Source organism: Sphingopyxis sp. DBS4 (genome assembly GCF_024628865.1).
Taxonomy (GTDB): domain Bacteria; phylum Pseudomonadota; class Alphaproteobacteria; order Sphingomonadales; family Sphingomonadaceae; genus Sphingopyxis.
The window spans coordinates 3,946,961-3,971,726 of the sequence record NZ_CP102384.1; the positions used below are offsets into that span (position 1 = coordinate 3,946,961).

15 protein-coding genes are annotated in these 24,766 nt (G+C 67.6%); 10 read left to right on the top strand and 5 right to left on the bottom strand.

Annotation, left to right across the window (positions count from 1 at the left end; all coding sequences use genetic code 11):
- The first annotated feature begins 12 nt into the window (after window positions 1–12).
- Together lptF and lptG are read left to right on the top strand one after the other, a co-directional pair.
- Window positions 13–1,221 (top strand): LPS export ABC transporter permease LptF, encoded by a 1,209-nt coding sequence (lptF, locus tag NP825_RS19065; RefSeq protein WP_257546583.1) that lies wholly within the window; start codon window positions 13–15, stop codon window positions 1,219–1,221.
- Window positions 1,222–1,227: 6 nt separating this feature from the next.
- Window positions 1,228–2,325 carry an LPS export ABC transporter permease LptG gene (gene lptG, locus NP825_RS19070; protein WP_257546585.1) on the top strand — a complete coding sequence of 366 codons (1,098 nt, stop codon included), beginning with the start codon at window positions 1,228–1,230 and terminating at the stop codon, window positions 2,323–2,325.
- On the opposite strand, the gene NP825_RS19075 is transcribed toward lptG, so the two are convergent.
- Both NP825_RS19075 and NP825_RS19080 read right to left on the bottom strand, forming a co-directional pair.
- Window positions 2,326–2,718, bottom strand: coding sequence for a thioesterase family protein (locus NP825_RS19075; RefSeq protein ID WP_257546587.1), 393 nt, complete (start codon window positions 2,716–2,718; stop codon window positions 2,326–2,328). It abuts the gene before it with no gap.
- Window positions 2,715–3,965, bottom strand: coding sequence for a threonine ammonia-lyase (locus NP825_RS19080; protein WP_257546589.1), 1,251 nt, complete (start codon window positions 3,963–3,965; stop codon window positions 2,715–2,717). Before NP825_RS19080 ends, NP825_RS19075 begins: the two co-directional genes overlap by 4 nt.
- A 57-nt stretch (window positions 3,966–4,022) precedes the next feature.
- Between NP825_RS19080 and NP825_RS19085 the strand changes: the two genes are divergently transcribed.
- From NP825_RS19085 to NP825_RS19105, 5 genes are all read left to right on the top strand, one after another.
- The gene (locus NP825_RS19085; protein WP_257546591.1) at window positions 4,023–4,901 is read left to right on the top strand and encodes an NAD(P)-dependent oxidoreductase; all 879 of its coding nucleotides are present in this window, start codon (window positions 4,023–4,025) and stop codon (window positions 4,899–4,901) included.
- 176 nt (window positions 4,902–5,077) lie between these two features.
- Window positions 5,078–6,730, top strand: coding sequence for an amidohydrolase (locus tag NP825_RS19090; protein WP_374046509.1), 1,653 nt, complete (start codon window positions 5,078–5,080; stop codon window positions 6,728–6,730).
- 151 nt (window positions 6,731–6,881) lie between these two features.
- Entirely contained in the window at window positions 6,882–8,117 is a 1,236-nt protein-coding gene (locus tag NP825_RS19095; RefSeq protein WP_257546596.1) for an FAD-binding oxidoreductase, read from the top strand.
- A 102-nt stretch (window positions 8,118–8,219) separates the two neighbouring features.
- On the top strand, window positions 8,220–9,368 hold the full coding sequence (locus NP825_RS19100; protein ID WP_257546598.1) for an alpha-hydroxy acid oxidase: 1,149 nt from the start codon (window positions 8,220–8,222) through the stop codon (window positions 9,366–9,368).
- Between the two features lie 88 nt (window positions 9,369–9,456).
- Window positions 9,457–11,034, top strand: coding sequence for a toll/interleukin-1 receptor domain-containing protein (locus tag NP825_RS19105; protein ID WP_257546600.1), 1,578 nt, complete (start codon window positions 9,457–9,459; stop codon window positions 11,032–11,034).
- A gap of 51 nt (window positions 11,035–11,085) precedes the next feature.
- Here NP825_RS19105 and NP825_RS19110 read toward each other — a convergent pair whose 3' ends face one another.
- Both NP825_RS19110 and NP825_RS19115 read right to left on the bottom strand, forming a co-directional pair.
- Complete coding sequence (locus NP825_RS19110; protein WP_257546602.1) at window positions 11,086–11,850, bottom strand: TorF family putative porin; 765 nt, start codon at window positions 11,848–11,850, stop codon at window positions 11,086–11,088.
- 366 nt (window positions 11,851–12,216) lie between these two features.
- On the bottom strand, window positions 12,217–12,969 hold the full coding sequence (locus tag NP825_RS19115) for a TorF family putative porin (protein WP_257546604.1): 753 nt from the start codon (window positions 12,967–12,969) through the stop codon (window positions 12,217–12,219).
- A 262-nt stretch (window positions 12,970–13,231) separates the two neighbouring features.
- Here NP825_RS19115 and ispG point away from each other — a divergent pair, with 262 nt between their 5' ends.
- Window positions 13,232–14,383, top strand: a complete 1,152-nt coding sequence (gene ispG / locus NP825_RS19120) for a flavodoxin-dependent (E)-4-hydroxy-3-methylbut-2-enyl-diphosphate synthase (RefSeq protein ID WP_257546606.1) — start codon at window positions 13,232–13,234, stop codon at window positions 14,381–14,383.
- Between the two features lie 187 nt (window positions 14,384–14,570).
- Here the strand turns inward: ispG and NP825_RS19125 are convergent, their stop codons facing one another.
- Entirely contained in the window at window positions 14,571–15,539 is a 969-nt protein-coding gene (locus NP825_RS19125; RefSeq protein ID WP_257546608.1) for an AraC family transcriptional regulator, read from the bottom strand.
- A 161-nt stretch (window positions 15,540–15,700) separates the two neighbouring features.
- Here NP825_RS19125 and NP825_RS19130 point away from each other — a divergent pair, with 161 nt between their 5' ends.
- Window positions 15,701–17,446: a ShlB/FhaC/HecB family hemolysin secretion/activation protein gene (locus NP825_RS19130; RefSeq protein ID WP_257546610.1), complete on the top strand. Its 1,746-nt coding sequence runs from the start codon at window positions 15,701–15,703 to the stop codon at window positions 17,444–17,446.
- A gap of 22 nt (window positions 17,447–17,468) precedes the next feature.
- The gene (locus NP825_RS19135; RefSeq protein ID WP_257546612.1) at window positions 17,469–24,488 is read left to right on the top strand and encodes an MBG domain-containing protein; all 7,020 of its coding nucleotides are present in this window, start codon (window positions 17,469–17,471) and stop codon (window positions 24,486–24,488) included.
- Window positions 24,489–24,766 lie beyond the last annotated feature (278 nt).

Sequence of the window (24,766 nt, forward strand, 5' to 3'; positions counted from 1 at the left end):
GGCGACCGAAACTTGAATAAGCTACCCGCCATCGATCGCTACATCGCGCGGCTCATCTTCTTTCCCATGCTCGGCACTCTCGTCCTCTCGGCGATGCTGCTGGTGCTCGAGAAGATGCTGCGCCTTTTCGATTTCGTCGCGACCGAGGGCGGTCCGGTCAGCGTCGTGTGGCGGATGCTCGCCAATCTGATCCCCGAATATCTGTCGCTCGGCATTCCGATCGGGCTTATGCTCGGCATCCTGCTCGCCTTTCGCCGCCTCGCGACGTCGAGCGAGCTCGACGTGCTGCGCGGCGTCGGGATGAGCTTCGGGCGGCTGCTCCGCATCCCCTATGTCTTTGCTTTCGCGCTCGCTTTGCTCAACCTCGCAATCGTCGGATTCATCCAGCCCTATGCGCGCTATGCCTATGAAGGCTTGCAGTTCGATCTGCGCTCGGGCGCGCTCGGGGCGTCGATCAAGGTCGGCGAATTCACCAAGCTCGGCCAGCGGATGACGCTCAGGATCGAGGAAAGCTATAACGACGGCAAGTCGCTGCGCGGCATTTTCGTGCGCGGCGAGAACAAGGACGGGCAGACCGTCTCCGCGACCGCCGCGCGCGGCCAGTTCCTTGCGACCGACGATCCGAACACGATCATCCTGCGCCTGTCGCAGGGCGTGCTGATCCACGAATCGCCCAAATTCGCGGTGCCGCGCGTCCTGACCTTCGACAATCACGATCTGCCGATCCCGCTGCCGAAGATCGAGGCCTTCCGCCTGCGCGGCGGCGCCGACCGCGAACTCACGATCCCTGAACTGTTCGTCGTCGGCAAGGACAAGAGCGAGCCGCTCAAGACGCGGCTCGAATCGCGGGCGAATTTCCATTTCCGCATCGTCGAGGTCATGTCGATGTTCCTCGTCCCGCTGATCGCGATTGCGCTCGCCATACCGCCCAAGCGATCGACCTCGGCGCTCGGCGTCTTCCTGTCGATCGTGCTGCTGGTGACCCAGCACAAGATCAACCAATATGCCGAAGACCTCGGCGCGCGCGGCGTCATCGACCCGCTGCTCGCGCTGTGGGTTCCCTTCCTGCTGTTCGCGGGGCTGGCGATCTGGATGTATTATACGCTCGCGCACGTCCCCGGCGGCCAGCCGATCGGCGCGCTCGAACGCGTCGCGGCCAAGGCCGGCGCGCGCATCCGCGGCCTGATCCGCATCTTCCAGCGCAAGCAACAGACGGCCTAGGACCAGATGCACCAGTTTCACTTTTTCCCGTCGCGCACGATGGCGATCTATGTCGGGCGGATGTTCCTGATCCGGTCCTTCGCGATTCTGTTCGCGCTGGTGCTGGTGCTGCAGACGCTCGACCTGCTCGGCGAAAGCGGCAAGATCCTGGCCGTTGCGGGCAACGGCGACAGCGACGTCTGGCGCTATGTCGGGATGCGGATGCCGCAGATCATCGAGACATTCCTGCCCTTTTCGGTCCTGCTCGGGACGATCCTGACGCTGATGACGCTCAATCAGAACAGCGAGGTGATCGCGATGAAGGCGGCGGGGATGTCGGCGCATCAGGTGCTCGCGCCGCTGTTCCTCGCCGCGCTGCTCGTCGCGGGGATCAGCTTCGCCTTCAACGAACGCATCGTCACCCGCGCGACCGCGACGCTCAGCGCCTGGCAGAAGGTCGAATATGCCAAGGTGCCGAAGGACAGCGGCATCCGCACCAACATCTGGGTCCGCGAGGGTAGCGACCTGATCAACGCCGCGACGGTCGAAACCGGCGGACCGGTGCTCATCCTGCGGACCATCACCATCTATGAACGGACGCAGGGCGTGCTGTCGTCGATGCTCAAGGCCGACAGCGCGCGTCCGGTCGCGGGCGGCTGGGAACTGACCAATGCCCGGCGTTTCCTCCGCCGCTCGGGCACGCTCGAACCGCTCGGCACCGTCATCGCGATGAAGGGCGTGCGTCCCGACCAGTTCACGCTGGCGCAGGTAGACGGCGACGAACTCCCCTTCCCGCAGCTCGCCTCCGCCATCGCCGATCTGGAAGCCGCGGGACGGCCGGTCGATTCGCTGAAGGGCGTGCTGTGGCACAAGATTTCGGGGCCGCTGTCGGCGATATTGATGCCGCTGCTCGGCGCCGTCGCGGCGTTCGGCCTCGCGCGCTCGGGCAAGCTGTTCGTGCGCGCGATCCTCGGCATGGCGCTCGGCTTCGCCTACTTCGTCGCCGACAATTTCGCGCTCGCGATGGGCGACCTCGGCGCCTATTCGCCCTTCCTCGCCGCCTGGGGGCCGTTCATCCTCTTCGCGCTGATCGGCGAGATGATCCTGATCCGCACCGAGGAATAGCTAGCCGATAAACGGCGCCACCACCGCGTCGGTGACCCGCAGCGGCCGCCCGCTCGCCTTGTCAAGCAGCGCCCACACCGTGCGCGCGCGGACATGCACCTTGCCGCCCTCGCCGGTGAATTCCATGAAGCGGTCGAACTTCGCGCCCTGCGGCTTGTCGGCCACCCAGGTCCGCGCCGTCACCGTCTCGCCGGGGCCGAGCGCGCGCAGATAATCGATCTCGTGCCGCACCACGACCCAGATATAGGCATCCTTGTGGCTCTGCGGCGCGGCGGCGTCCCAATGGCCGGTCGCGACCTGCTGAATCCACTGGACCCAGACGGCATTGTTGACGTGGCCGAGCTCGTCGATGCTCTCAGGCGTCGCGACGAATTCGTGCGTATATTCCCTCATGCCAGCTCGACGGTCGTCACCATATAGCCCGCGTCGCGCAACGAGGCGACGAGGCTGTCGAGATGCTCGCGGTCGCGCGCCTCGCATTCGATGTCGGTGATCAGCCCCTTGGCGGGCAGCGTCGTGAAGATGCGCTGGTGATAGATTTCGATGATGTTGACCTGCTTCTCGTCGAACAGCTTCATCACCTTGAACAGCGCGCCGGGCCGGTCCTGCAGCCGGATGCGCAGGCGCGCGATGCGGCCCGAGCGTGCAAGGTCGCGCAGCAGCACGTTCGCGAGCAGCCGCGTGTCGATATTGCCGCCGGTGAGCACGAGTCCGACCTTGCGCCCGGCAAACTCCTCGGGGTGCGCAAGCATCGCCGCGAGCCCCGCGGCGCCCGCGCCCTCGACCACCGTCTTCTCGATCTGGAGCAGCAGGCTGACCGCGCGTTCGAGGTGGCGCTCGGCCACCAGCACGATGTCGTCATTGAGTTCGGCGACAATCTTGCGCGTATAGGCGCCCGGTTCCTTGACCGCGATGCCCTCGGCCAGCGTGTCGCCCTCGCACGCCATGTCGACGCCGTTGAGTTCGGCATACATCGACGGATACAGCTCGGCCTGCACCCCGACGAGGCGCATGTCGTTCTTGATCCCGCGCGCCGCGGTGCCCATGCCGCTGAGCAGCCCGCCGCCGCCGATCGGCACGATCAGCGTGTCGAGCTCGGGCACGTCCTCGAGCATTTCGAGCGCCACCGTCCCCTGTCCCGCCGCGACATGCGGATGGTCAAAGGGATGGACGAAAGTCAGGCCGCGCTCGACCTCCAGCTCGCGGGCATGGGCATAGGCGTCGTCGAACTTCTCGCCATGGAGAACGATCGTCGCGCCGTGGCTCGCGGTCTGCGACACCTTCACCTGCGGCGTCGTGCTCGGCATCACGATGGTGACCGGCACGCCGAGCCGCTTGCCGTGATAGGCAAGCCCCTGTGCGTGATTGCCCGCCGACGCCGCGATCACGCCGCGCGCCCGGGCCTCGTCGTCGAGCAGCAGCAGCGCGTTCAACGCGCCGCGTTCCTTGTACGCCGCGGTGAATTGCAGATTCTCGAACTTCAACCACACGTCGGCGCCGACCATCTCGGACAATGTCTGCGACTTCAGCGTCGGCGTCCGCACGACCGCCCCGTTAATTCGCCCCGCCGCCGCGCGCACATCGTCCAATGTGATCGCCGGAAAATCGGCGGCGGAGGTCAGCGTGAGTTGATCGGTCATAGCGATAGGCGCCCTAGCCCATCTGGCGCACGAAGCAAACAATGCTATGGACCGGGTATGAGCGAACAGAAATTGCGCGTCACTTTCATCGGCACCGGCGTCATGGGCGGGCCGATGGCGGGGCATCTCGTCAAGGCGGGGCACGCCCTCACCGTCTACAACCGCACCCGCGCCAAGGCCGACGCCTGGGTCGCCGAATATGGCGGCACGGCGGCGGCGACGCCCGCCGAGGCCGCGCAAGACGCCGATGTCGTGTTGAGCTGCGTCGGCAACGACGACGACCTTGCGCAGGTCACGCTCGGCCGCGACGGTGCCTTCAGGGCGATGCGGAAAGGCGCGCTGTTCATCGACCACACCACCGTTTCGGCGCGCATCGCCCGCCAGCTTTCGGTCGAGGCCGAGGGGCTGGGCCTGCTCTGTGTCGACGCGCCCGTCTCGGGCGGCGAGTCGGGCGCGCAGGCGGGAACGCTGTCGGCGATGTGCGGCGGCGCGCAGGCGGCGTTCGACGCCGCCGAGCCGATCATGCGCGCCTATGCAGCGCGCATCACCCACATCGGCGGCCCCGGCGCGGGGCAGACGACCAAGATGGTCAACCAGATCGCGATCGCCGGGGTGCTCCAAGGGCTGTCCGAGGCGGTGCGCTTCGCGCAGGCGTCGAAGCTCGACACCGACAAGGTGTTCGAGGCGGTATCGGGCGGCGCCGCGGCGAGCTGGCAGATGCTCAACCGCTGGGGCACGATGGCGAAGGACGAGTTCGATTTCGGCTTCGCGGTCGACTGGATGCGCAAGGATCTGGGCCTCGCGCTCGACGAAGCGCGGGTAAACGGCGCGACGCTTCCCGTGGCGAGCCTCGTCGATCAATTCTATGCTGACGTGCAGAAGGCCGGCGGCGGGCGCAAGGATACGAGTTCGCTCGTGACGAGGCTGCCGAAGTGAGTGGGGAACACACCCATCCCCTCCCGCAAGCGGGAGGGGCAGCGAAACTTGGTCCGGCGCAGCCGGGCCTAGTTGCAGCGGGGTGGGCACTTACGGCCCGCAACCTGCTGCCCACCCCGCTGCGACTAGCGAGCAAGCTCGCAAGTCTCGCTGCCCCTCCCGCAAGCGGGAGGGGGTTGCTGGTGCTCGCCGCCTTCCTCCTCGCCGCCCCCGCCCATGCCGACACCCTCGTCGATAACGTCAACGGCATCACCCTCGACAAGGACGGCAAGGTCGTGCGCTTCACCGGCCTGCTCGTCGGCACCGACGGCAAGGTCAAGCAATTGCTCGACCGCAAGGACAAGCGCCCCGAACGCCCCGATTTCAAGGAGGACGGCAAGGGCCGCACCCTCATCCCCGGGCTGATCGACGCGCACGGCCATGTCATGGGGCTCGGCTTCTCGCTGATGCTCCTCGACCTTTCGGACACGACCAGCCTCGCCGAAGCGCAGGCGGCGATCCGCAAATATGCCGCCGACAACCCCGAAATGCCGTGGATCATCGGGTCGGGCTGGAATCAGGAGAAATGGGGGCTCGGCCGCTTCCCGACCGCTGCCGACCTCGACGCCGCCGTCCCCGACCGTCCGGTGTGGCTCGAACGCGTCGACGGTCACGCCGGCTGGGCGAACACGGCGGCGATGAACGCCGCGAAGATCAGCGCGACGACCAAGGCGCCCGAGGGCGGCCGGATCGAAATGGCGGGCGGCAAGCCGAGCGGAATCTTCGTCGATGCCGCGGTCGCGCTCGTCGATGCCGCCAAGCCCAAGCCGCTCGCGCGCGACCTCGACCGCGCCTTCCTGCTCGCGCAGCAGAAACTGCTGTCGCAGGGCATCACCGGCATCGCCGACATGGGGACGACGATCCAGGACTGGCAGGCCTATCGCCGCGCCGGCGACAAGAAACAGCTCGCGATCCGTATCCTGAGCTATGGCCGCGACGTCGACAATATGGCGCTGATCGCGGGCGGCGAGCCGACCCCCTGGCTCTACGACGACAAGCTGCGCATGGTCGGGGTGAAGCTCTATCTCGACGGCGCGCTCGGCTCGCGCGGCGCGTGGCTGAAGGCGCCCTACAGCGACGCGCCGGGGCAGAAGGGCCTGCCGCTGCTGACCCCCGCGCAGCTTCGCAACAAGATGGTGCGCGCCTCGATGGACAAGTTCCAGGTCGCGATCCACGCGATCGGCGACGCCGCCAATGCCGAAGCGCTCGACGCGATCGCCGATCTCTCCCGCGACCTGCCGGGCGAGCGCCGCTGGCGCATCGAACATGCGCAGATCGTCGACCCCGCCGACATCGCGCGCTTTGCCGAGATGAAGGTGATCGCCTCGATGCAGCCGATCCACCAGCCGTCCGACCGGCTGATGGCCGAGGCGCGGCTCGGCCCCGATCGGCTGAAGGGCGCTTATGCGTGGCGCAGCATGGAGAAAGCGGGGGTCCGCCTTGCCTTCGGGTCCGACGTGCCGGTCGAAAGCTCGAACCCCTTCCCCGGCATCGCCGCCGCCATCTCGCGCACCGGCGCCGACGGCCAGCCGGTCGGCGGCTGGCATCCCGAAGAGACGGTCAGCCGCGAGACCGCACTCGACGGCTTCACCCGCACCGCAGCTTTCGCCGCCTTCGCCGAGGATCGGCTCGGCACGCTGATGCCCGGAATGCGCGCCGATTTCGTGATCCTCGCCGACGACCCGCTGCTCGCGAGCCCCGACGACATCCGCAAGATGACCCCGCTCGAAACCTGGATCGGCGGCTATCGCTATTACAAGAAACAGGGCGCCGCCGACGCCGGCCGGTGAGGAAAGGCAGAATGCAATATCCCCCGATTCCCCGAGCGAAGCCGAGGGGCTATGCCGAGCGAAGTCGAGGCCGCGACGGTGCAGCTTCTCGCTCCGCTCGAACAAGCCCCTCGGCTTCGCTCGGGGAATCGGGGGTGGAGGATTGCCCGTCATGAGCAATCCGTCGCGCCGCGCCATCCTTGCCGGATTCGCCGCGCTGCCCATCGCAACCGCGGCTGCCGCGACCGAACGCAAGGAACGCAAGTCGAAAAAGCGCAAGCCCGCGCGACCCAGGGTTCAGCATGTCGACGTCGCGGTGGTCGGCGCGGGGGCGATCGGCGCGTGGACCGCGTGGCACCTCGTCCGCGCGGGGCTCAGCGTCCGGCTGTTCGACGCCTATGGCGCCGGCAACGGCCGCGCCGCGTCGAACCTGCCGTCGATGATGCTCGATCCGGTGCAGGGCGGCGATGCGCTTTACGCGGCGCTCATCGACGACAGCCGCACCGCGTGGGAGCGGCTGTCCGACAGCGCGAGCCTGCCGATCCTGACCCCGTGCGAGGCGGTGACCGCGCTCGCCGCGGGCGATGCCGTCGCCGAGCCGCGCGGCGCCGACCGCACCACCGGCGAGCGGCTGCGGAGCCGCTTCACCCAGATCGCCTGGCATCCCGAGGAAGCGGTGTTGCACGCCACTAAAGGCGCGATGATCGCGGGTCGCCGCGGGGTGCTCGAAACGATTCTCGACGCGCAGATCGAATGCGAGGACATCGTGATGCCCGCGCCGCTGCGCGACAAGAAACAGGGTCTCTACCTGCTCCCCGACGGCGGCACCGCGCAGAATCTCGTCTATGCGACCGGCGCCTGGCTGACCGAACTGTTCCCGCAGATATTGACGCCCGCGCGCCTGTCGGCGGTGCGCCAGCAGGTCTTCCACTTCGGCGCCGGTCAGGGCGATACGCAGTTCCGCCCGCCCGCGATGCCCGCCTTCGTCGACCGCGCCTATGGCTTCAACCTGCTCCCCGACGTCGAGGGGGTCGGGGTGCGCGTCTGGAAAAGCGCGCCCGACGCCAGCGTCGACCCCGACAGCTTCGATCGCCGCGCCGACATCGATGCGGGAGCGCGCGCGCTCGCCGACGCGCGCCAGTGGATCGCCGCGCGCCTGCCGCGCCTGGCCGACGCCCCCGTGGTCGCGAGCGCGGCGGCGCACGACTGCCGCACATCGACCGGCGACCTGTTGCTCGACCGCCTGCCCGGACAGGACCGCGTCTGGGTCGTCGGCGGCGCCGCGGGCCGCGCTTTCGCGCTCGCCCCCGCGATCGGCGCGCGCGTAGCCGCACACGTCCAGGACGCCGCGCGGCCGATCGAGCCGCGCTGGGCGCTGGCACGGCTGACGGGTGGTGGGACGCCTTAACCCTTCCCGTTCGCCCTGAGCTTGTCGAAGGGCCGTATTTTCCTTCATAGGTGACAAAGAAGGACTGTCCTTCGACAAGCTCAGGACGAACGGGGGAATGGGGTGCGCCTGACCGACTGCCACAATATCGACGATTTCCGCGCGCTGGCGAAGCGCCGCCTGCCCTGGCCGGTGTTCGACTATATCGACGGCGCCGCCGACGATGAGATCACCCGCCGCCGCAACCGCGACGCCTTCGACCAATGCGACCTCATCCCGCGCGTCCTTGCCGGGGTCGAGAATGTCGACATGAAGACGACGCTGTTCGGGCGCGAGATCGCGATGCCGCTCTTTCTCTCGCCGACCGCGCTCCAGCGCCTCTTCCACTGGCAGGGCGAGCGTGCGGTGCTACGCGCCGCGGCGAACGCGGGCACCGTCGCCGGCATCTCCAGCCTCGCGACGATCGGCCTCGCCGAAGCGGGCGCGCTGACCGACGGCCCGAAACTCTTCCAGCTCTACGTCCACCACGACGAAGGGCTCAACAAGGCGATGCTCGACGCGGCGCGCGACGCCAAATTCGATGCCGTCGCGCTCACCGTCGACACGATCGTTGGCGGCAACCGCGAGCGCTGCCTGCGCTCGGGCTTCACCTCGCCGCCGCGCTTCACGCCAAGCAACATGCTGAGCTATGCGATCAAGCCCGGCTGGGGCCTGAACTACGTTTGCCGCGAGAAATTCAGCCTCCCCAACCTCGCGACGCACGTCTCCGAGGGCTCGAGCGTGCCGAAGTCCGTCGCCGAATATTTCACCACGATGCTCGACCAGAGCCTCGACTGGAAGCGCGCCGAGGCGATCCGCAAGCAATGGGACGGCCCCTTCTGCCTGAAAGGCATCGTCGCGGTCGAGGATGCGAAGCGCGCGGCCGATATCGGCGCGACCGCGATCATGGTGTCGAACCACGGCGGCCGCCAGCTCGACGGCAGCCGCGCACCCTTCGACGCGCTCGCGGAGATCGTCGATGCGGTCGGCGACCGGCTGGAAGTGATCTGCGACGGCGGCATCACCCGCGGCACCCATGTGCTCAAAGCTCTGTCGGTCGGCGCGAAGGCCTGTTCGGGCGGCCGCCTCTATCTCTACGCGCTCGCGGCGGCGGGCGAGGACGGCGTCGGCCGCGCGGTCGGCCTGCTGCGCGCCGAAATCGAGCGCGGCATGAAGCTGATGGGCGCGAAAAGCCTCGCCGATCTGTCGCGCGGCAATCTGCGCTGGCGCTGACCGTTCGCCGCGCGGCGCTTGCCAAGCCTCGCGGGACTGCTATCGCTACCGGCAGGAAAATGGGGACAGGGCCGAGGCCGGGGCAGCAATGACGACAGAAGCGAGCGACGCGCCGCCCGAGCGCCCCTACGACATCTTCATCAGCTACAGCCGCGCCGACGCCGACAAGGCGATGCGGCTGCGCGACCTGCTGCTCGCGCGCGGCCATCATATCTTCTTCGATGCCGAGGGGATCGACGCCGGCGCCGAATTTCCCGACGTCATCGACCGCGCGGTCAAGGGCGCGAAGGTCGTGCTCGGCTGCTGGACCCCCGCCGCGATCCAGCGGCGCTGGGTCCGCATCGAAAGCCGCATCGGCCTCGACCGCGGCTCGCTCGTCGCGATCGGGCTCGAAAAGATGGACCCCGAGGCGCTGCCGGCCGAATTCTACAACGTCAACGTCCTCGACCTGTCGGGCTTCGACGGCGGCAGCGAAGCGCATCCCGCGTGGCAGCGCGTTCTCGCCGCCATCGACCGCCGCCTCGGCCGCGAGGGCGCCGCGGTGCCCCGCCCGGCCGCGGCGGCGCGCGCCGCCGCCCCGCGCCGACGCTTTTCGCCGCTCGCGCTCGGCGGCGCCGCGCTTCTGGCGGTCGCCGTCATCGGCGGAGGCGGCTGGTATTATGCCGCGAGCGCGGGCGCTTTCGACAAGGCGGCGGTCGAAGCGAGCCTCGACCGGTCGGTCGATACCGCCGCCCCGGTCATCGCCAACGCGGTCGACAGCGCGCTCCGCGACACCGAGGGGTCGACCAACGGCAAGATCTTCTGGGGCCTCGCGCAGCTCATCGCGGTCGAGACCACGCCCAGCGCGAGCGAACTCGCGCGGTTCGATGCCGACGTCGCGAAATTCTTCGGCGATCCCTGCCACTGTGTGCCCGTCGAGGGGGCGCCCTTCACCATCGTCTCGCTCTGGACGCTCAAGGCCTATGGCGCGGTCAAGCGGGCGCCGCCCGCGATGGTGGTGGAATCGCTGCTCGCGGCGCAGAATGGCGAAGGCTGGTGGTCGAGCGCGATGGACGCCGCCAACCGGCCCGACAATGCCGCCGCCTATGTCACCGCCTTCGCGGTCATCGCGCTGCGCGAGCTCGACCCGGCGCTGACCGGCGACCCGGCGCTCCGCGCGAAAGTGCGCGCCGCGCGCGAACGCGCGGTCGAATGGCTCAAGCGGCGGCGACCCAAGACCGGCGTGAACTGGGCCGACTATCCCGACAACAGCCTGCGCACCGAAGCTTCCTCGATCTCGGCGATGGCGACGGTCGCGCTGCTACCCGAGGTGAGCAAGACCGAAGCAAAGGACATCGCGGCGGGCTTCGTCGCGGGGATCGACAAGCTGTCGCCGATCGACAGCAATTTCTCGGCCGACATCATGGTCACCCGCGCGAATGGCGAGACCTATGTCGACACCTATCGCCATGTGCCGGCGGGCTGGGAAATCCGCGCGCTCGCCGAAAGCTATCCGCTGCTGGACGGCGACGCGGCGGCGAAGGCGGGACGCCTGCTCGACCAGGCGAAGGCGATCAGCCTGTCGGACCCGCAGCTCGCGCGGCAGGACTGGATGCTCGCCGAACAATATATGGGATTCCGCGGCGCGCGCGATGCGCTGGCCGCTCCCGCCGCCGCGAAACCCTAGCGCTGGTTGGGAAGGGGGCGGCTTCCCCCCGGATGCCGCCCCGGCCCGGCGTCAGAAAGACGCGCCGAGCGAAAAGACCACCGCTCCGTCGGCGCCGATCGCGCTCTTGTAGCCAAGCGCTTTCGGTTCGTCGGTGTTCACATAGCTGATGCCGAAGGTGAGCATCTTGTAGGAGGCGGTCGCGCCGACCGACCAGTCGAAAACCTTGCCGTCGAAGCCGCCGGGGAACGCATCGCTCCACGCCTGTCCGGCATGGGCGTTCAGCGCGAACGGCGTATCGGGAATTTGGGCGGCCAGTTCGCCGTGCAGATAAAAGGCCGACGATTTCGCCCCGATCGGACGGCTCGGATCCTGGGTGTTGCCAAGCGCCGACTGCTTCCATGCATAGTTGACGCCGACTTTGGCGTTCACCGGGCCGACATCGGTCGACAGGTTCAGATAGGGTTCGAAGAAATCGGCACCCGAACCGCCATGCTGGGGGTAAAGATAGTAGAGCAGGCCGCCGTCGACCGTCACGCCGCCGACATCCTTGCTATAGCCGGCAAAGAGGTCGACTTCGGTATTGCCCGCAAAACTGACGCTCGATGCCCAGGTGCCGGCGTAAAGCCCGCTCTCATGGGTAACGGTGATTCCGCCCTGGATCGCGGGGTCCTCGCTGCTCTGGCTGAAACCGCGGAAACGATAATCCGAGACCAGGGTCACGCTGCCGGTGATCGTGATCGGTTCGGAGGCCGCTTCTTCCTGAGCGTGGGCCGCAGCGGGAGCCAGGGAAACGGCGAAGAGCATGCCGAGGCATGCGCGGGAGAGATTTTTCATGGACTGATCCCTTGAAGGTTGTCGGATCGTCCCTGCCTGCCGCGCGACCGCCAGCCTCTTTTTCGGGCCGGTCACATCTCGCGTGCCCGATATGTCGTCGAATTTGCTGCGTCGCACAAACGAAAAATGCGCCGCCTGCGCGAAATCGGCATCATCGTGCGACTTTTATGCAACAGGAGGTTGCGCGAACGCCCCGGCGGTTGAAATTTTGATACGACGAACGGCCTGGATTTAGGTGAAAAAATCTGCGCGTTCCCGCGAAGGCGGGAGGATGGCTTTCGTCCGAACGCCGCCCATAAAAAAGGGGACGGCCTTCCCCCGAAAGCCGCCCCCTCCCAAGCGCGTGGTCGCTGACCTGCCGGGGGCTTAGAAAGCCACGCCCAGCGTGAAGACCACGGTCGGATCGTAAAGCGTGTCGTCGGCCTTGACGCCCGTCTTTTTGATGTCGGTATCGATATAGGCAACCGACAGCGTCGCGGGCCCGGCGCTGTAGGAGGCGCCGATCGACCAGTCGAGATAATTGCCGTCGGCCGCCGCGGTGCCCAGCGACCCGTCGGTATAGCCGAGCCCGGCATTCAGCGTGACCGGCGTGTTCGGAATCCCGAAGCCAAGGCCGAGGTTCAGATAGAGGTTGTCCTCGCTTCCCAGCGATTTCTGGCTGGGGGCATAAGCGACGAGCCCGGTCGCCGAAAGCGGGCCGATATCGTGCGACAGCGAACCGATGAACTCGACATAGTCGGCGGGCCCCGCACCGTTATGATGCCCCGGATAGGCATAATAGGTGGTGTTGAGGTCGATCGTCGTCCCCGGCGCGACCTCGGTCGAAAAACCCGCGATCAGATCGAGCTCGAACTTGCCGTAGAGCGGGCTGTTCGGAAGCCCCGATCCCCATGTGCCGACATAGAAGCCGCTGTCGTGGGTCAGCGTCAGGCTGGGCTGGATCTCGACCTTCTCGTTCGAGAGCGAAATGCCGCGATAGCGATAGTCGGACACGATATCGACGCCGCCCGACAGGGTGAACGGACCGCCCTTGTTTTCGTCATCCTGCCCAAAGGCCGGAGTCGACATCGCCGATGCCGCGAGCAGCATGCCGAAACAGGCTTTGCCGAGAAACTTCATGGGTTGATCCCCCTCGTTGATGGCTACCGGATCGTCCCGCCTGCCCTGCATGTCCATACCTCTGACCGGGCCCGATACCACGAACGGGCGGAAAATTGCCGATGTTGTTGCAACGCACAAATGAAAATTGCGTGTAAGTCGCGATTGAAGGACGGCCTGTGTCTTTCGCGCAACAGCCATCGGCTTCACGCTTGGCTTTGCCAAGTCGGCGCCGGAGGGCTAAAGAGCGCCCGGTTTCTTCCTTGGTATCGAGCCTGAATCGATGAGCGATCACAATCCTGGCCTGCGCCCCTGGCGCGACATCGCGCGGCGGACCAGCCGCCAGATCATGGTCGGCACCGTCCCCGTCGGCGGCGGCGCGCCGATCACGGTGCAGACGATGACGAACACGCCGACCGCCGATCCGGTGGCGACGATCGACCAGATCCGCCGCTGCGAGGATGCGGGCGCCGACCTGATCCGCGTTTCCTGCCCCGATACCGACAGCACCGCGGCGCTTGGGGCAATCGTCCGCGCCGCGCGTATCCCGATCATCGCCGACATCCATTTCCACTACAAGCGCGCGCTCGAAGCCGCCGACGCTGGGGCCGCGTGCCTGCGCATCAACCCCGGCAACATCGGCTCGTCGGAACGCGTCGGCGAGGTGGTGCGCGCCGCCAAGGCGAACGGCTGCGCGATCCGCATCGGCGTCAACGCGGGCAGCCTCGAAAAGGATTTGCTCGAAAAATATGGCGAGCCCTGCCCCGAAGCGCTCGTCGAAAGCGCGCTCGATCATATCAAGCTGCTCCAGGATCACGACTTCCACGACTATAAGGTCGCGGTGAAGGCGAGCGACGTCTTCCTTGCCGTCGCCTCCTATATGCAGCTTGCCGACGCGGTCGACTGCCCGCTGCACCTCGGCATTACCGAGGCGGGCGGGCTGATCGGCGGCACCGTCAAGTCGGCGCTCGGCATCGGCAACCTGCTCTGGGCCGGGATCGGCGACACGATCCGCGTCTCGCTCTCGGCCGAACCCGAAGAGGAAGTCCGCGTCGGCTACGAGATCCTCAAGACCCTCGGCCTCCGCACCCGCGGCGTCCGCGTCGTTTCGTGCCCGAGCTGCGCGCGCCAGGGCTTCGACGTCATCCGCACCGTCCAGGCGCTCGAGGATGCGCTCCAGCACATCAAGACCCCGATGTCGCTCTCGGTCCTCGGCTGCGTCGTCAACGGCCCCGGCGAGGCGCGCGAGACCGATATCGGCATCACCGGCGGCGGCAACGGCAAGCATATGGTCTATCTCTCGGGCGTCACCGACCATCATGTCGAGGACGCCGACATGATCGCGCATATCGTCAGGCTGGTCGAAGCCAAGGCGGCCGAGATCGACGCCGGCAGCGCGGTGAGCATGGACACGCTCCACGGCAAGGCGGCCTAGGAACCGACAGACCCCGACACGGTTCGGGGTTGAAAGCGGATTCCCCATCTTCTTGCCATTCCCGCGAACGCGGGACACCGATATTATAACTCGGTTCGCATCGGGCCTTGGGTTGTCATTCGCGAAGTCGAGAAGGCCCACGAGCGAGCCGTGAAGGGCGGCATAAATGGCGGCGAGCACCGAAATATCATTGCGCGGCCATTCGCCAGTCACGCGGGGTCATGCCGAAGCGGCGGCGGAACGCCTTGCCGAAGGCGGAAAGATCGTCATAGCCGCAGCGTAGCGCGATGTCCCCGATGCCGAGCCGCGGGTCGCGCAGCAGGGCGCGGCCGTGATTGAGCCGCACCGCGCGGATGTGATCCGCGACCGAAAGGCCGCGTTGTTCGAACAGGCGATACAGGCTGGCGCGTGAGCAGCCGACCGCCCGCGCGACGGCATCGGCGGTCAGGCCCGCCTCCTCGCGCCGCGCCTCGATCAGCCGGCAGGCGCTGGCGAAATGTGCATCGCCGATGCGCCGCCCGTCATCCTTGGTGGCCGGGTTGAACCCTTCGAGGTAGGTCAAGGCAAGGCCGCTGAGCAATTTCATCGCCGCCGCCGCTTCGGCGGCGCTCATGTCGGGGCCGTGGCGGGCAAGCGCACCGAGCTGGTCCTTGAGCAGCAAGGCAAGCGGCGTGTCGGGCAAGGTGCGCAGCGCCCCGATCCCCGCGATCGGATCGCCGCCCATCGCGCGATAGACGGCGGCACGCGGCAGCGTGATATGATAGGCGCGATAGCTTGTTTCGGAATGGGTCTGCGCCGCACGATGGCAATCGAGCAGTTGCAGCCCGGTGCCCGGGCCGAGCCACAGACGCTCGTCCTGCCCATGGGTGACGCCGAACTGACCCTCTGCGATGACGCAAAGCTGCATATGGTCGAGCCGCCCGTCCTGGAAACGCGACGCGGTGGGGGCACAGACCAGGTCGGTGAAGGCGATGCCGTCGTCGCCGGTGCAGGCGAGCGCCGCGGCGCGATAGCCGCGATCGTCGGTGGTGCGCCGCATGTCGATTTCGGGGAAGAGTGCGTGCCAGAAATCGAACCGCTCCGTCATCGGCGCAGCGTCGGTGGAGACGCCGGTGAAACGCGCGTCCTGCCAGTGCGAGCGATGGTCCTGCCCCACTCCCGATCCCCTCTTGGCCCGGAACGCTAATGTGGTTCGCCCCATGGGTCAATCGATCGTGAGACGCCTGGCCCAATCGGTGAGACTGTCGGCCTAACGGTCCCCTTCGGCCCGATGATAGGCCGGCGCCGGCGGGAGCGCGGAAGAAGAGGGGCGACACCATGGACCGGCTGGACGGATGCGACCGCGAGACGGCAGCCCGGAGATGGGCGGGGCCGCTTGCGCTCACCGCGCTGGCCGCCGCGATGCCGCAGGGGGCCGCTGCGCAGACGGCAAGTCAGGTGACGCCGCCGACCTATGCGCCGCCGACGGTGCAGCCCGCCGAACCAATTACCCTGCCCGAGGGACCGGGGGTGGCCGTGCCGCCGGGCGCTGAGGCGCTGGAGGTGACGCTGGGCGACGTTACCGTCGAAGGCGCGGACGATCCGCAGGCAGCGGCAGCGTTGCGCGCGGCGCTCGTCGGTCATCGGATCAAGGTCGCGGAGATATTCGCCGCCGCGCGCGCGATGGAGGCGCGCGCGGCGCGCGCCGGCCACATGTTGACCCGCGTGCTGGTGCCGGCGCAGGACCTGCGCGATGGCGCGACGTTGCGGCTCGTGGTCATCCGGGGGTTCATCGAGCGCCTCGACACCGACCAGGTGCCGCTGCTGGTGCGAAAGCGCGTGGCGGCACTGCTCACTCCGCTTGTCGGGCGGACGGACGTGACGCTGCCGATGATCGAGCGGCGCTTGCTGCTGGCTGGCGACACGCCGGGGGTCACGCTGCATTCGGCCTTGGCCGCGGGCGAACAGCGCGGCGGGACCGTGCTGGTGATCGAGGCCCGCCACCGCGTCGTCACCGGCTTCACGACCGTCGACAACACATTGCCGTCGTCGCTCGGGCGTTACGCGATCGGGCTGGGGCTCGACGTCAATGGCGCGCTCGGCCTCGGTGAGGCCATCTATCTGCGCGCGAGCGGCTTTCCCAACGGGGGGCGCGAGACCAGCATCCTCGACCCGACCCCGCGCAACCGCGCGCTCGCAGGCGGCGTGATTCTGCCGATCGGAAACGACGGGCTGACGCTCAATCTGGAGGCCGTCGACGCGCGCACCGCGCCGCGTCATCGCAGTTTCCTGCTGGGCAGGGGCAGCCGGTTCAATCGGATCAGCGCGCGGATCGCCTGGCCGTTTGTGCGGACGCGCGCGCTCACCGTAAGCGGCGGACTATCTTTCGAGGCGCAGCGCGAGCGCGTGTCGGTGATCGATCCGCTGCCCCTGCCGCTGTCCCTCGACGACCTGCGCATCCTGCGGGTGGACGGCTCGCTGATCGCGGCAACCCCGGGCAGTGGCAGGCTGGCGGCGCGAGGGGAGGTTTCGTTCGGGATCGACGGGCTGGGCGCGCGGTCGCGCGCCGATGCGACCGCGCTGCTCCCGCTGTCGCGCCAGGGCGCCGAAGCCAGCTTTCGGAAGCTGACGGTCGAGGCGACGCTGGTTCAGCCGGTCGGCACCGGCGTGCAGATCATGCTCGCCGCGCGCGCGCAGACCGCGTTCGGTAAGCCGCTGATCAACGCCGAACAGATCGGCATCGCGGCGGCCGACGGCCTGTCGTCGCTGCCGTCGAGCCGCTTGCAGGGCGATGCCGGCTATGTCGTGCGCGCCGAGATCGCCCGTCCCTTTGCCCTGGCCGACGCGCGGTTCAGCATCGCCCCCTATCTGTTCGGAGCGGCGGGAGGCGTGCGCTACGAACGGCCGACCGTGCTCGAACGGCGCGAGACCGGGGCGAGCGATTTCGGCGCCGGATTGCGCCTCGCGGGCGCCGCGCAGGACGGGTCGCCGGGCGATTCAATCGGCCTCGAATGGGGCCGCGCGCATATCGAGGGGGCGGGAGGCAGCGACCGCTTCAACTTCACCATCGTCACGCATTTCTGATCCGATTGCGAGGAGCATCGCCATGATCCGCCCTGCCGTCCGTCCCCTCACCCTTCTCCTGCTCGCCTCGAGCGCGCTGATCCCGGTTGCGGCGCAGGCGCAGGCGCTGCCCACCGGCGGCAGCGTCGCCCGCGGCAGCGCGACGATCGGCACCCCGGCGGATGGCGCGATGACGGTCACCCAGTCGAGTGACCGCGCGATCATCAACTGGCAGAGCTTTTCGATCGGCGACGGCAATCGCGTCGACATCCGCCAACCCGATGCGCGCTCGGTTCTGCTCAACCGCGTGACGGGCGAGACGACCTCGACCATCGCCGGGTCGCTGAACGCCAATGGGCAGGTGTTTCTGATCAACCCCAACGGCATCCAGATCACATCGACCGGCACCGTCCGCGCGGCGGGGTTCGTCGCCTCGACGCTCGATATCGGCGACGATGATTTCATGCGAGGCGACATCGTCGTCACCGGGCGCGGCGGGCGCGTCGCCAATGCCGGGACGATCGCGATCGTGCGCGGCGGCTATGCCGCGCTGATCGGCGGCGAGGTCGACAACAGCGGGCTGATCCATGCGCCGCTGGGCCGGGTGATGCTCGGCGCGGGGACGCGCGCGACGCTCGACCTCGCGGGCGACGGTTTCTTGCAGGTCGCGCTGCCGGCGGCGGACGCGGGCGGGATCGCGATGTCCGGGCGGATCAGCGCCGACGGCGGCAGCGTGATCCTGTCGGCGGCGAGCGCGGTCGACGCCGCGCGGCACATCGTCAACCTGACCGGCGTGATCGAGGCGCGCGGGGTCGGCGGCACCGACGGCGCGGTGACGCTGACCGGCGGCGACATCCGCCTGACCGGCGCGGCGATCGACGTATCGGGCGCGGGCGGCGGCGGCAGCGTCCGCATCGGCGGCGACCGGCAGGGCCGGGGCGCGCTGGCCCATGCGCGCACGGTCGAGATCGACGCAGCGACCCGCATCCGCGCCGACGCGATCGGCAGCGGCGACGGCGGCGACGTCACCATCTGGTCGGACGAGGCGACGCGCTTCGCGGGCGCGATCTCAGCCAGGGGCGCGCGCGAGGGAAGCGGCGGCGAGGCGGAGGTGTCGTCGGCGGGCTTGCTCGACTATCGCGGCGCCGCCGACCTGACCGGCGCGGCGTTCGGCACGCTGCTGCTCGATCCCTATAACATCACCATCTCCAGCGGGGCCGACAGCAATCCCGATGGCTTCACCCCAACCGGCGCCGACAGCGTCATCAACGTCACGACGCTGACGAACGCGCTCGCGCTCGCCAACGTCACCGTCTCGACCGGCGCGGCGGGATCGGCGGGCGGGCAGGCGGGCGACATCACGCTCGCCGCGCCGCTGGACTGGACGTCGAGCGCGACGCTGACGCTGCAAGCCGCGGGCGACATCGCGCTGAACGGCGAGATCGACGCCGCGGCGGGCGGGCTGACGCTCGACGCCGGGGGCGCGATCACCGACAGCGCCACGCTGTCGGTCGCGCGCTTCCGCCTCGCCGCCGGCGACTGGTCGCAGGTCGGCGCGGCGCTCCCCGCCTTCGCCGCCGGCGATTTCAGCGTCGCGACCGGCGGCGCGACCTTCCTGCGCGCCACCGGCGGCACGGGCGCCGCCGCCGACCCCTATCTGCTCACCGACATCTATGGCGTGCAGGGGATCAACGGCTTTCTGACCGGCAGCTTCGCGCTGGGCGCCGACATCGACGCCGCGGGCACCGCATATTGGAACGGCGGCGCGGGGTTCGTGCCGCTGGGGACCGATGGGGAGAGCAACCGGCTCAACGGCAACACCGGGTTTACCGGCCAGTTCGATGGCCAGGGGCATGTGATCAGCGGGCTTACTATCAATCGGCCCTCGGCCTATTTTGTCGGCCTGTTCGGCTGGCAGGGCGGCGGCGCGATCGCTCGGATCGGCCTTGTCGGCGGCAGCATCACCGGCAAAAGCAATGTCGGCGGATTGTTGGGGTATCAAGACAGCGGCAGCGTCAGCCAGAGCTACGTCACCGGCAGCGTCGCTGGCGGAAGCAATATCGGCGGGCTGGTCGGCAAGCAGACCGACGACGGAAGCATCAGCCAGAGCTATGCCACCGGCAGCGTAACCGGTGACGGCTATATTGGCGGGCTGGTGGGGTGGAAGGACGGTGGCAGCCTCACCCAGAGCTACGCCACCGGCACGGCCAGCGGCTACAACAGCGTCGGCGGGCTGATAGGATATCTGGCCGGCGGCAACATCAGCCAGAGCTATGCCACCGGCGCCGTCAGCGGCTCCGCCAACGTCGGCGGACTGGTGGGCTATCAGGTGGCGGGCGACATCGACCAGAGCTACGCCAGCGGCGCTATCACGGGCGCCAACAATGTCGGCGGACTGGTGGGGTGGACGTATGACGGGGCCATCAGCGACAGCTATTGGGATAGCTATACCACCGGGCAATCGGCTGGGTTCGGCACTCAAGGCGGCACCGTGACCAATGTGTCGGCGGTGACCAGCGATCCGGCGCAAAGCGGTGCCCCCAACTACGCCTTCAACAAGGACGCCTATGCCAATTTCACCTTCGCGGCGGGGCCGGTGACGAGCGCGGGCGCGGATGGCTGGGTGTGGGCGGGTTCCGGCACGCGGCCGTTCCTCGCCTGGGAAGTGCCGACCGCGCCCGCCGGCGGAGGACCGGCGGTGATCCGCAACGCCCACCAGTTGCAACTGATCAATGCCGGCGACCTGAACGGCAACTATGTGCTGGCGAACGACATCGACCTGACCGCCGACCTCGCCGCGGTGGGCGGCAAATATCCGGGTATGTGGTCGGAGGCGGGCTTCGTGCCGCTGGGGGCTGACGGGAATGGCAACCTGCTCAATGGCGGCAACGGGTTCACAGGCAATTTCGACGGTCAGGGGCATGTGATCGCCGGGCTCTTGGTCAACCGGCCCCGGGCCTATTATGTTGGCCTGTTCGGCTATCAGAGCGGCGGCTCGATCAACCGCGTCGGCCTGGTCGACGGCAGCGTCAGCGGCTACATCGCCGTCGGTGGGCTGGTGGGCGCGCAGGTTGGCGGCAGCGTCGCCCAAAACTATACGACCGGCAGCGTCAACGGCGTTACCTATGTCGGTGGGCTGGTGGGGTATCAGCGCGGTGACAGCGGCATCGCCCAGAGCCATGCGACCGGCAGCGTCAGTGGCGATAGCAATGTCGGTGGGCTGGTGGGGTATCAGGACGACGGCGGCAGCATCGCCCAGAGCTATGCAACCGGCATGGTCAGCGGCAACAGTGGCGTCGGCGGGCTGGTGGGGCATCAGGTCGCCGGCAGCATCGCCAGCAGCTATTGGGACAGCTACACGACCGGGCAATCGGCTGGGTTCGGAACTCAACACGGCACCGTGACCAATGTGTCGGTGGTGACCAGCGATCCGGCGCAGAGCGGCGCCGCCAATTACGCCTTTGCCAAGGGCGCCTATGCCAATTTCACCTTCGCGACGGGGCCGGTGACGACTGCGGGAGCGGACGGCTGGGTGTGGGTGGGGGCCGGCACGCGGCCGTTCCTCGCCTGGGAAGTGCCCACCGCACCCGTCGGCGGCGGGCCGGCGGTGATCCGCAACGCCCACCAGTTGCAACTGATCAATGCCGGCGACCTGAACGGCAACTATGTGCTGGCGAACGACATCGACCTGACCGCCGACCTCGCCGCGGTGAACAGCAAATATCCGGGTATGTGGTCGGAGGCGGGCTTCGTGCCGCTCGGGACCGATGGGAACAACACTGCGCTCAACGGCAGCAACGGGTTCGCCGGAAATTTTGATGGTCAGGGGCATGTCATCACCAGGTTGGCCATCGATCGGCCCACAGCCAACGACGTCGGTTTGTTCGGCCGTCATGGCGGCGGCGCGATCAGTCGGATCGGCTTGGTGGGCGCCAGCGTGCGCGGTAGCGATAATGTCGGCGGACTGGTGGGGCTTGAGCAGGGCAAAATTGTCCACAGCTATGTCATCGGCGACGTTAGCGGCGATTACTATGTTGGCGGGCTCGCGGGGCAGTACACGGGCTTCGGCATTGTTCAAAGCTACGCAGCCGGTAACGTCAAGGGTAGCTTCTCTGTCGGCGGACTGGTGGGAGCGTACGGCGGTGGCGACATCGCCCAGAGCTATGCCACCGGCAGCGTCAGTGGCGACATACGCATCGGCGGGCTGGTAGGGATGCAGCAAGGCGGTAGCATCACCCAGAGCTATGCCGCCGGCAGCGTCAGCGGTAACTCGTCTGTCGGCGGGTTTGTGGGGACTCAGGTCCTCGGCAGCGTCACTAACAGCTATTGGGACATGACAGCCACAGGGCAAGAGCACGGCCGGGCCGGCGGCGACCTCTCGGGCGCGAAGGGCCTCACCACCGCCGAGATGCAGGATCTGTCGAATTTCGCCGACACCTATGCCGACTGGAATTTCACCTCGGTCTGGTCGCCGCCCAATCAGGTCGGGCAGAATGGCGGTTCGGCGACGGCCTATTATCCCGAGCTTTACGCGCTGAGCCGCGTCGTCGCGGTCGCGCCCAACGGCGCCAGCATCGTCTATGGCACGCCCGCGCAAACCCCGATCGCGCAATATTACGGGCTGCGCGAGGGCGATTTTCTGACCGCGCCCGCGACCATCGCCGGCGCCTCGGCGGCCGGCGATGCCGACGACTATCCGCTGACCGCGAGCGGCGCGCGGGCCAGCGATCCCGCCTATCGCTTCGTCTATCAGCCGGCGACGCTGACCGTCACGCCCGCCGACCTGATCGTGACCTATAGAGCCACGCCTGCGACGAGCATCTATGGCGAGACCCCGTTGCTGACCGGCACGGTGAGCGCCCTAGGGTTGAAGAACGGCGATGCTCTGGACTCGGTGACCAGCGGCACGGCGATATGGAGCAGCACCGGCGATGCGACCTCCTATATCGGCAGCTATGCGGTGACCGGCAGCGGACTTTCCGGCAACAGCGGCAATTACAACGTCACCTTCGCGCAGGACGCGATCAATGCGACCGCGCTCACTATCGACCCGCGTGCGTTGACGGTGACGGCGAATGCGCTGAGCCGCATCTATGGCGACGCCAATCCCGCGCTGACATACAGCGTCGGCGGCCTGGGGCTGGTCAACGGTGATACGCTGACCGGCGCGCTGGCTACCGAGGCGACGCTCACCAGCAACGCCGGGGACTATGTGATCGCGCAGGGCAGTCTGAAGGCCTCGGACAATTATGACGTCCACTATGTGGGCGCAAAGCTGACCGTCACGCCTGCCGACCTGATCGTGACCTATGCTGCGGCGCCGGTGTCGAGCATCTATGGCGATACGCCGCTGCTGACCGGCACGGTGAGCAGCGAAGGGCTGAAGAATGGCGATACGCTGGACTCGGTGACCAAGGGCACGGCGGTATGGAGCAGCACCGGCGATGCGACTTCCGATATCGGCACCTATGCGGTGACCGGCAGCGGGCTTTCCGGCAACAGCAGCAATTACGACGTCACCTTCGCGCAGGACGCGATCAATGCGGCCGCGCTCACTATCACCCCGCGCGCGTTGACGGTGACCGCCGATGCGCTCAGCCGCATCTATGGCGATGCGAACTCGGCGCTGACCTACAGCATCGGCGGGTCGGGATTGGTCAACGGCGACACGCTGACCGGCGCACTGACGACCGATGCGGCGGTCGGCAGCAACGTGGGTACCTATGCGATCGAGCAGGGCAGTCTGGCGGCTTCCGGCAATTATCTGCTCGACTATCGGGGTGCGGACCTGACCGTCACACCCGCCGATCTGATCGTGACTTATGGAGCGACGCCTGCGACGAGCATCTATGGCAACACGCCGTTGCTGACCGGCACGGTGAGCGCCCTAGGGTTGAAGAACGGCGATGCGCTGGACTCGGTGACCAGCGGCACGGCGATATGGAGCAGCACCGGCGATGCGACCTCCGACATCGGCACCTATGCGGTGACCGGCAACGGGCTTTCCGGCGGCAGCGACAATTACCGCTTCACCTTCGCGCAGGGTGCGGCCAACGCGACCGCGCTCACCATTACCCCGCGCGTGCTGACGGTGACCGCCGATGCGCTGAGCCGCATCTATGGCGAAGTGAACCCGGCATTGACCTACAGCATCGGCGGGTTGGGGCTGGTCAATGGCGATACGCTAACGGGCGCGCTGGCGACCGATGCGACGCGCGCCAGCAATGTGGATGCCTATGCGATCACGCAAGGCAGTCTTGCGGCAACGTCCAATTATGCGCTCACCTATGCCGGGGCGGACCTTACGATCACTCCCGCCGATTTGACCGTGACCTATCGGGCGAATCCGGTATCGAGCATCTATGGCGATACGCCGTCGCTGACCGGCACGGTGAGCAGCGAAGGGCTGAAGAATGGCGATACGCTGGACTCGGTGACCAAGGGCACGGCGATATGGAGCAGCACCGGCGATGCGACTTCCGATATCGGCACCTATGCGGTGACCGGCAGCGGACTTTCCGGCAACAGCGGCAATTACGACGTCACCTTCCTTCAGGACGCGGCCAATGTGGCGGCGCTCACCATCACCTCGCGCGCGCTGACGGTGACGGCGGATGCACTGAGCCGCCTCTTTGGCGATGCCAACCCAGCGCTGACATACAGTATCGGCGGGCGAGGACTGGTCAATGGCGATACGCTGACCGGAGCGCTGGCGACCGATGCCGACCGATCCAGCATCCCTGGTCCTTATGTGATCAAGCAGGGAACGCTAACCGTATCGACGAATTACTCGTTCCAATTCGTGCCGGGCGTCCTGACGGTCCTGGATGTCGGACCCGTGTCGTCGATGACAATCGCCAGCACCCAAGCGCGCGATGCCTTCGCGGCGATCGTGAATCCGCTGACGGGCATCGACAGCATATCATCCGTCGCCGGCCTGTTACCCCTGCCGGACGATGGCCTCGGCGAGCAAGCCGGGAGCGCAGCGGGCTCGCAAGTGCCGGTGGCAATCGACTGCTTGCGTAAACGACCTTGTCCGGCGGAGATAATCGCACCCCGATGACCTCAGATGATTATTCCGGGCGAGCTATAACAAAGGTGTTCCCGCGAAAGCGGGGACGCCGCTGCGATCCAGGTTGCGTCGAAACGCATCGCGGGTTTCCCCGGCATCGGACACCTCGTCGCGCGCCAAGCGCGCGCGAAAGAGGCGCGACGGGCACACGATCATGACGGGTCCGGGCGGAAGCGCATTGCACCAATGGAATATTGCCGTCCCCTCCCCGCATTCGCCACCTCCCACCCGCTGCGACTGCGCCCGTCAGCAAAACAAGTGCGCCCGCA